13 protein-coding genes are annotated in these 9,404 nt (G+C 30.7%); all 13 read left to right on the forward strand.

Annotated features, from left to right (window positions below; genetic code table 11):
* Positions 1-272 (forward strand): hypothetical protein (locus tag FPG59_RS16610; protein WP_217875877.1); only part of this gene is annotated, 272 nt, incomplete at its 5' end.
* Between the two features lie 73 nt (positions 273-345).
* Positions 346-852 (forward strand): GNAT family N-acetyltransferase, encoded by a 507-nt coding sequence (locus tag FPG59_RS10415; RefSeq protein WP_254906682.1) that lies wholly within the window; start codon positions 346-348, stop codon positions 850-852.
* 264 nt (positions 853-1,116) lie between these two features.
* A complete protein-coding gene (locus FPG59_RS16425) occupies positions 1,117-1,302 on the forward strand; it encodes a hypothetical protein (RefSeq protein WP_140344628.1) in 186 nt (61 codons plus the stop codon).
* A 138-nt stretch (positions 1,303-1,440) separates the two neighbouring features.
* Positions 1,441-1,917: a glycine zipper family protein gene (locus tag FPG59_RS10420; RefSeq protein ID WP_086454541.1), complete on the forward strand. Its 477-nt coding sequence runs from the start codon at positions 1,441-1,443 to the stop codon at positions 1,915-1,917.
* A 315-nt stretch (positions 1,918-2,232) separates the two neighbouring features.
* Positions 2,233-2,808: a sigma-70 family RNA polymerase sigma factor gene (locus tag FPG59_RS10425; protein WP_086454542.1), complete on the forward strand. Its 576-nt coding sequence runs from the start codon at positions 2,233-2,235 to the stop codon at positions 2,806-2,808.
* A 44-nt stretch (positions 2,809-2,852) separates the two neighbouring features.
* A complete protein-coding gene (locus tag FPG59_RS10430; RefSeq protein WP_086454543.1) occupies positions 2,853-3,905 on the forward strand; it encodes an NAD(P)/FAD-dependent oxidoreductase in 1,053 nt (350 codons plus the stop codon).
* A gap of 75 nt (positions 3,906-3,980) precedes the next feature.
* Complete coding sequence (locus FPG59_RS10435) at positions 3,981-4,682, forward strand: type 1 glutamine amidotransferase domain-containing protein (RefSeq protein ID WP_086454544.1); 702 nt, start codon at positions 3,981-3,983, stop codon at positions 4,680-4,682.
* A 127-nt stretch (positions 4,683-4,809) separates the two neighbouring features.
* Complete coding sequence (trxA, locus tag FPG59_RS10440; protein ID WP_086454545.1) at positions 4,810-5,130, forward strand: thioredoxin; 321 nt, start codon at positions 4,810-4,812, stop codon at positions 5,128-5,130.
* A gap of 7 nt (positions 5,131-5,137) precedes the next feature.
* Positions 5,138-5,608: a hypothetical protein gene (locus tag FPG59_RS10445; protein WP_086454546.1), complete on the forward strand. Its 471-nt coding sequence runs from the start codon at positions 5,138-5,140 to the stop codon at positions 5,606-5,608.
* 280 nt (positions 5,609-5,888) lie between these two features.
* Complete coding sequence (locus tag FPG59_RS10450) at positions 5,889-6,665, forward strand: type 1 glutamine amidotransferase domain-containing protein (RefSeq protein WP_086454547.1); 777 nt, start codon at positions 5,889-5,891, stop codon at positions 6,663-6,665.
* Positions 6,666-6,734: 69 nt separating this feature from the next.
* Positions 6,735-7,427, forward strand: a complete 693-nt coding sequence (locus tag FPG59_RS10455; protein ID WP_086454548.1) for a TlpA disulfide reductase family protein — start codon at positions 6,735-6,737, stop codon at positions 7,425-7,427.
* A 196-nt stretch (positions 7,428-7,623) separates the two neighbouring features.
* Complete coding sequence (locus tag FPG59_RS10460; protein ID WP_086454549.1) at positions 7,624-8,616, forward strand: MBL fold metallo-hydrolase; 993 nt, start codon at positions 7,624-7,626, stop codon at positions 8,614-8,616.
* Between the two features lie 17 nt (positions 8,617-8,633).
* On the forward strand, positions 8,634-9,404 hold a 771-nt coding region (locus FPG59_RS10465; protein ID WP_086454550.1), incomplete at its 3' end, for a hypothetical protein.

Consider the following 9,404-nt stretch of genomic DNA (forward strand, 5'->3'; position numbering starts at 1 on the left):
GTATAAATGGTTCACCTGTTTATTTAGGATTTAACCAAAGTAATTATGAAAAGTTAAACGACAGTAGTAAACCTAATAAAAAAGAGTATCTGTACAAAACAACTCAAGAAGAAAGAGAATATTTAGACAACGTATTTAGTGGTAAAAGTGAAGAGTTGAGATATAGCAATCACGATGGTGACTATGAATTATTTTATCCCTACAAAAAAGGCAAAAAAATAATTGTTTTATATTTTTCAGAATATGTAAGATATGGAAAATTAGGCAGTTAAAAAACACGGTCTAGTAGCGGTAAATGAAAACGAGTAGCTTAATAAACAAACAAAATAACACAAATAAATTATAGTGGAGTATTTTAACCAAGAAACAGAAAGAGTAATATTACGAAAGTTAACAATGTCAGACGTTGAAAAATGGACTGGCTTTTTTGTAGATAACCAAATGTTAAAGTATGTTGGTATTGACATGTCAAAATCACCTAATACGCTAGCAACTGAATGGATATCCAAACAATTAGAGCGCTACGAAAATCAAGGACTTGGGCATCTTGCAGCTATTGAAAAAAAATCGGGGGAGTTTATTGGGGTGAGTGGAATTATACCCCGTGAAGTTGATGGCAAAGCCGAAATGGAAATATCGTATTCCTTAAAACAAGAGTTTTGGGGAAAAGGATTTGCCACAGAAATCTCAACACAGTTAAAAAAATTTGGACTTGAAAATAACATTTCAAATCATTTTGTTTCAATAATAGACAAAGAAAACACAGCTTCTATAAACGTAGCTATAAAGAACGGGATGAAGATTTTATCCGAAACTAAATATTTAGGAATGGATGTTTTTATTCTTGGATAAAAGTAAAAATCAACCACCGCAAACTCACACTCTAGTATGAGCTTCTCGCTCATAATGGGTATTAAAGTTTAAAACGATTTTAGTTTGCACCAGTATTTAGTTTTTTTTGAAATATTGAGTTAGTATTTGTGTTCACGAGCGGGACCCTCGCTTTAGCTGGAGTATTAAATTAAATCGTAATTAAAATAGTTTGTTTTTAAACACTTTAATAAATTACTTAAAACATTAAAAATTAGAGATATAAAAATTAAAAAAAATAAACAGATGAGTAGGAAGAATATTTTTGGAATAATTGTTAGTGTAATCGGATTAGCGATGATGGGTTTTGAAATGGGAAAAAACTCAAAAAATGGTGAGAGTAATGCGTTTTTACATTTTGGAGGTTTATTTATTGTTTTCGTAGGAGTTTTTATTGTTAGTTTTAATAAAAAAAAATCCGATAAACAATAATTTCCCTGCGAGTGGGAGAAGGTTCGTTCCGTTCCGTTCACTAAGCTGGCGCGAGCTTCTCGTTCTCAGGCCAAAAACAAAGATGCATTTAAGCTAACAGCAAATTAAAAATACAATTCATTACAAGAATAAATAGCTATGACAAATTGGACGCAAAAAATTCAAGAGATTTTAAATGATAAAACTGAAAACTATACTTCCCAAGAGAAGGCTAATGTTAATTTTGAGTATTTAAAAAATTTACTAATCAAAATTGAAGATAATAATATTCCTGAAAGCGAATTACTTTGCTCAAAAATGGAACAGGTGATTAATGGAATCCAACATAAGACAGCGAATCAAAAAATTCAGTACAAAACAAAAAATTTGAATGACATTACTAATTTACAAACCTTTGTAAAAGAAAACTTCAATTATATCCCAAAAGGTAAATTCAAAAAAAGTTATACCAGTCAGGGTATGGTATTAGGAATGTCAATCGGGATAGCTATTGGTGTTGCTTTAGGGAAAATTGCAATAGGTTTACCAGTAGGTATGTTGTGGGGTTTAGGCATAGGAGGGTTTATTGGTAGTAAAGCGGATCGAAAAGCTGAAATCGAAAATAGAGTGTTGTGAAATAAATAATTTATCCCGATTACAATGATTTTAGTTTATATCAGTCTTTAGATTTTAACGGTATTTACGAAGGGACGCTCTCGCTAGACTTAGGAATTAATTGCAGCAAAAAAGAAAATGCTAAATTGATATTTAGTGCTAACCGCAATTTAGCAACATGTGTGGTTTAGTCTTAATTTAAAGTTTGTTTTGTAACTTTGTGAAATTATAAAATTGAATATTTCGGCTTTTTTAAACCAAAATCCTTTCAAGTACTTGACCTGTAGGAGCTATTCAAAAACATATAAGATAACAAAATCAAGATAAAAAAATAAAATGGAAGACTGTAATATTTTTGAAATATGGGAAGATTATAAATCTTCATTGCTTGGTTATATTCAAAAGAGAGTGGACAATAGTGATGATTCAAAAGATATTCTACAAGATGTTTTGTTAAAAAGTTATCAATTTTGCTCAAAAGGAAAAACGGTTTTACACCTAAAATCATGGCTTTATAAGATAACTCAAAATACAATTATTGATTATTATAAAAAGAATAATAAAAGTATCCCTTTAGAATTTGATATCACGGAAGAAGATGACGAAAGTACTACTATTGGTGAGGCTTCCGATTATATTAAGGCTCTATTAAAGCTCTTACCAGACGAGTATGCAAAACCATTGTATATGTATGATCTTGAAAATATAGACCAAAAAACAATTGCAGAGAGGCTAAATCTAACTTTACCAAATACTAAGTCCCGTATTCAAAGAGGTCGTGTTAAACTAAAAGAACGTTTTTTAGAATGCTGTGTTGTGGCTTTTGATCCTAATGGTGAAATGACAAGTTTTGATATTAAACCAGAATGCAAATTACTTCAAGATGAAAAAGAACGTCTAAAAAAAGGTTAAGTTTTTTTGCATCTTTTTTGATTTTTGGAGTCGTAGTCCATAAAATGAAAAAAGTAATCATTATTGGAGGAGGTTTAAGCGGCTTAACAATTGCATACAATCTTAAAAAACAAAACATCCCTTTTATAATCCTAGAAGCACAAGATAATTTAGGAGGTAGGATAAATACAGTTAGTGGGATATTAAATTCTCCTATGGAAATGGGAGCAACTTGGTTTAATGCTATCCACACAGATTTAATTCAACTTCTAAAAGACTTAGAAATCAACTATTTTCCTCAGCATATTAAAGGGAAAACTATTTTTGAAACCCATTCTTTTCAACCTCCCCAAATATTTTATGTTCCAAATACTGAACAAGCTTCATATCGCGTAAAAGACGGCACTTTTGCCATTATTGAAAAACTTGTTTCAATAATTGGCAAGGAAAATATTCATACACATACAGCTGTTCATAAAATAATTGATAAAGAAGACCATGTTGTACTAATAGATTCTTTGGGAAATTCTTATGAGGCAGAAATTGTAGTTTCGACTATTCCGCCCCAAATACTCATTGAAACCATCCAGTTTGAACCTTCACTACCTTTACAATTAGCTAATCTTATGCCTAAAGTCCAAACTTGGATGAGTGGCTCAATCAAATTTGCTGTAGAATATGAAGCCCCTTTTTGGCTAAAGAATGGTTATTCAGGAACAATATATAGCCAATCTAGCATTGTCGTCGAAGTGTATGACCATTGTAACTATGAAGCCAATAAATTTTCATTAGTAGGATTTTTAAGCGGATCGGCTATTAATTATTCTGTTGAACAAAGAGAACAACTAGTTATCAAACAAATTGAAAATCTTTTTGGAACCATTGTACCCAAATATATTTCATACCATGAGAAAGTTTGGAATAATCAATATATTTTATCTACAAAACCAAATTCTCTGTATGCCCATCAAAATAATGGGCATGACTTATTACAACTTCCCTACATGAATGCCAAACTATTTCTTGCAGGAACAGAAACCTCTTCCATACATCCTGGGTATTTAGAAGGCGCTGTAAGGTCTGCAAATAAGGTGTCTAAAATTATTTTTAAAAAATAACATCTCTTTTTTTGCATCTTTTTTTAAGATGGTCGTCTTAGAGGCATAATTTTTAATTACTAAAATAATTTTATCATGAACACAGGAAACATTCAAAAAAGAGTATTGCTTATTATGTCATCTTATGACGATATGGGAATAAGCGGAAAACAAACAGGAACTTGGTTTACAGAATTAGCTGCACCTTATTACATTCTTACAGATGCAGGTTATGAAGTCGTTTTTGCATCGCCAGACGGTGGTGAAGCACCTATCGATTTGCTAAGTATGAAAGTACCTTTTACAACAGAATACACAGATAAATTTCTAAATGACCCAGTAGCTTTATTTGCAGCAAAACACACTAGAAAATTGCGCAACATTGATTACAACACCTTTGACGCTGTGTTTTTTCCAGGTGGATACGGTTTGTTAACCGATTTAGCTTCTGACCAATTTGTGGTAAAATTAATTAAGGACTTCTATGAGACTAACAGACCAATCGCTATGGTTTGTCATGCACCCGCAATCTTAAGAGATGTAAAACTATCTAATGGTAAATTCTTAGTAGAAGGTAAAAACCTTACTGGTTTTAAAGATGCAGAAGATGCAGAAATTGAATTAGACAAACATTTACTATTCTCTTTAGAGCAAGAACTAAAAGGGAGAGGAGCTAATTACAAAAGTGTAGCCAACTGGGCACCAAATGTAGTAGTTGACGGAGCACTTATGACTGGACAAAGTCCAGCATCAGCAGCACCATTGGCGGAAGCTTTAAGAGATGTTTTGAAAAAATAAATAATTAAAAAAAGTGTAAAGTTGTTTGTTGCTATTAATATCAAGAAACACTTTACACTTTAAATTAAAAGAATAGTTGCATCTTTTTAAAAGCTTATAGTCTTATAGTTATAAAAAAATAAATAATATGACATTACAATTAAACAACTCAAATTTTCAAGAAACCATCAATTCAAATGATGTAGTACTTGTAGATTTTTATGCAGATTGGTGCGGCCCATGTGTTGCATTCAATCCTACATTAGAAGACTTATCAACAGAATTTAGAAATAAAGCAGTGGTAGCCAAAATCAATGTAGATAAAAACCCTGAACTGTCTCAAAGTTTGAATATTAGAAGCATTCCTTCTCTATTTTATTTCAAAAAAGGACAATTAGTAGAAAAACAAAATGGAGCTCAAACAAAAAATCTATTAGCAGAAAAATTAAACAATCTTATTAACAATTAAGCATAAAATGAAAAATTTATTAAAAACATTAGCTTTTGCGTTAATAGTAATGATTGGCTTTTCAGCCAATGCACAAAACACTTCTTACAAAATTAACAAACAAAAGAAAGTAGAAGAAGAAGTCTTGCAAGCCAATAAAAATTGGATTATAAGTTTTAATTCTGGAAATACAATAAAGGTTGCAAACGGCTACACAGAAAATGCTATTATGGTAGCAAAACCATTTGGTACTTTTAATGGCCGAGTGGCTATCGGTGAGTTTTGGACCAAATTTATTCAATCAGGAGCAACAAATTTAATATATACTGATACCAAAGTAAAGGTTATTAATAACAAAAAGGCAATTGTGTCTTCCAATTGGAGTATGAATGTTGGGAAAGGAATCATTACTAATGAGACTTGGGTAAAAATTAATGGAATTTGGGAATTAGAAAAGGACAATTTTGAAGTAAAAGAACAATTCAAAAGCAAAAATTAAATGTTACCTATATTCTAAATCAATAACGAGACTCAATTATATTTAAAGCGTTAAGCATAAATAAAGATAGCCTACAAAGTGAGATTTTACATGTTGGCGAATTACAGATTCGGTCTAATAGATTAAAAATCCAAAACTGTCTCAACGTTTTAATATTAACAGTATTCCTTTTTTATTTTACTTCAAAAAACAACAATTAGTTGAAAACAAAATGGAGCTCAAACAAAGACTTCATTAACAGAAAAATTAAACAATCTTATCAATAATTAAATAGAAAAAAATGAAAAATTTATTAAAAACAGTAGCATTCGCATTATTACTAGCAGTTGGCTTTTCAGCCAATGCACAAAACACTTCATTCAAAGTGAATAAACAAAAAAGAGTCTTGTTAGTTATGTCTTCTTATGATGATATGGGTATAAGCGGCAAACAAACAGGAACTTGGTTTACTGAATTAGCAGCACCTTATTACATTTTAACAGATGCAGGTTATGAAGTGGTTTTAGCCTCTCCAGATGGTGGCGAAGCTCCTATTGATTTACTGAGTATGAAAGTGCCTTTTACCACAGATTACACAGGGAAATTTTTAAAAGACCCAGTGGCTTTGTTTGCAGCAAAACATACAAGAAAACTTAGAAATATTGACTATAATATGTTTGACGCTGTATTTGTTCCTGGAGGTTATGGTTTGTTAACAGATTTAGCTTCAGATCAACACCTTATCAAGTTGATTAAAGACTTTTACGAAACGAATCGTCCAATAGCTATGGTTTGTCATGCACCAGCTATCTTAAGAGATGTAAAATTAACCAATGGAGAATATTTGGTAAAAGGCAAAAATCTTACTGGATTTAAAGATGCAGAAGATGCTGAAATCGAATTAGACAGATTGTTATTGTTTTCTCTAGAGCAAGAACTAAAAGGAAGAGGAGCTAATTACAAAAGTGTAGCCAACTGGGCACCTAATGTAGTGGTAGATGGAGCTCTTATGACTGGTCAAAGTCCAGCATCTGCTGCACCATTGGCGGAAGCTTTGAGAGATAGATTGAAAAAATAACATATGGCAAATTAAAACATAAGGGTAAGAGCAAGAAGTCTTACCCTTTTTTAAAATTTTAATATCAACATGAAAAATTTAATTAAATCAATAATATTATTAGTGTTTCTAATAGTTGGGCTTTCAACACATGCACAAGGTTATGACTTGAATGATCCTAATTTAATATTTAAAGACAATAAAGGAAATATACAAACAAGAGAATGGGTAAGTGAATTATTTAAAAAAGGAAGTGTTTCCGTAAGACAAAAAAAGAATACAGATGGCAAAACTGAAATGACATTTAATCTAATAAGTAAAAAAGAAGTAGAAGAAAACAAAAAAAGAGAAAGCGATGGAATTGAAAAGCTAAAAAATACAAAATTTCCAGATTTCAATCTCTCAACTGTTGATGGAAAAAAAGTATCCAATAAAGACTTGGAGGGAAAAATTGTCGTTTTTAACTTTTGGTTTACAACTTGTGGACCATGTGTTACCGAAATGCCAGAATTAAATAAAATAGCAGAAAAGTACAAGGATAATAAATCAGTTATGTTCATAGCTCCGAGTTTTGAGGAAAATGAAATGATAAAAAAATTCTTAAAAAGAAAATCATTTGATTTTAAAATAGTAGCTCGCTCTACAGAACTAAATAAAAAACTAGGCATATTAAGTTATCCAGTAACCATAATAACTGATAAAATGGGTATTATCAAAGAAGTTATTTACAGTGGAGAAAATATTATTGAAAAGCTAGACAAATTCTTATATGAAAATATTTAAGTTTTTGAATGAAATTGATATAGATAAACTAACTAAAACATCTTTAGTCTTTAAAGTTATGTATCATTAAAAAAGTTAAACTAGTCATGAAAATAATAAATTAAATATCACCCATGATAGAATGACATACCAGTTAACAAAATAACTTCAACAGTACACAAAATATTTCTCGAAATAAACAATATAAAAATAAATCATGAAAAATGAATTAGACAGAAGATCATTCCTTACAAAAGCGGGAATGCTTACAGGAGCTTCATTAGTAATGCCAAAAACGTTATTTGCGGCACCTAATGAAAAAGAAAAACTAGTCTCTTTAAAAAGTGCGCAAGGTGATGGTTTTTACACAAAAAAACTTGGAAATAAAGAAATTACGGTAATTCGTGATGGTTCACTTTATTTTCCTGATGGATTTTTTGCACAAGAGGCAAAAGAATCTCAATTGAAAAAAATTGCAGCTAATAATGGTTTCTTGACCGATACTACATCAGTACAGGTAAATGCTCTTGTAATTAAAGATTCTAATGGTGTTACATTAATTGATGCTGGAACTAGCAAAGGAATTTATGATACGGTAGGTAATTTTTTAACCAATTTCCAAAAAGCAGGATTCAAGCCATCCGAAGTAAATAGAATTGTTCTAACCCATTTGCATTTTGACCATTTTGGTTATTTATTTGATAAAGAAGGTACCGCAATTTTTCCAAATGCAGAAATAATATTATCCGAAGCAGAATATAATTTTTGGAATAATGGAACTCCTAATTTATCAAATGTAACTGCAGATCAAGGAACAAAAGATTTTTTCATTTCCTCTGCAAAAGAAGTTATAAAAAACATGAAAAAACAATTTACAGTAAAAAATCATGGTCAAGAAGTAGCTCCTGGACTGAACATGTTAGCAGCGCCAGGACATACACCAGGGCATTTTGCTGTTGAAATGGATGGTTTTGTTTATTTGGCAGATACTTTTGTGCATCCATGGTTGCACCTTGCTCATCCAGAATGGTCTTCAAAAGCAGATGTGGATCCAACCTCTGTTAAAGCCTCAAGAAAAAGAATTTTAGATAAAGTTTCCAATGAAAATTTATTGGTAGCTGGAGCACACACCAATTTTCCAGGTTTTGGTAGAATCGTTAAAAATGGTAAAGGTTATGACTGGAAAGATATTCCATTTGAATGGAAATAATAATTAAAAACTATTTTATGATGTATAATAAAGAAAAATTTGATCTCCAAGCCTCTAGATTTGGAATTATTTTAGGTCTCTTTGGCCTAGGCAATATTTGGAAACTAATTAACTTGCCTTATGTTGATAATAAGTTAATTAGTGAGACAATTATGTTTATTGTATTTTTATTATGGGGTCTATTTGTCATGCTATACATCATAAAATGGGTTTTTAATTTTAAAGACTCAATTGAGGAATTTAAACATCCCATTAAAAATAATTATATTGGTCTATTGGGTGTAACAATGATTTTAAATGCAACTACAATTTTCATTTATTATCCACTTTTAGGAAAATCTTTATTTGTATTAGGATTGATTCTTCAATTAGGCTATGGTGTTGTATTTACAGAACAAACTTGGAAAAATCATTATGAATTAAATTTCATAACACCTTCTTTATATATTCCAACAGTTGCGGGTAATTTTGTGTCTGCAATGGTAGCGGGGATGTTTCATTATTATACCTTAGGGTATTTTTTTCTTGGAGTAGGTTTTTTTTCATGGCTTTCTTTAGAGTCTATCATAATGAATCGTTTAAAAAAAGAAAAATTTCCATTAGAATATAAACCAACGTTAGGAATTATGATGGCTCCTCCTGCAATAGCATGCGCAGCTTGTTTGGCTTTAAATCTTGGTGAAATTAATATCATAATTAAATGTCTTTTAGGATATGCATTATTTCAGCTACTTGTTTTTTTCAAAATATTTATAAGTATTTTAAAAGAACCATTTACTCTATCCTTT

The organism is Flavobacterium sp. FPG59 (genome assembly GCF_002150205.1).
GTDB lineage: Bacteria > Bacteroidota > Bacteroidia > Flavobacteriales > Flavobacteriaceae > Flavobacterium.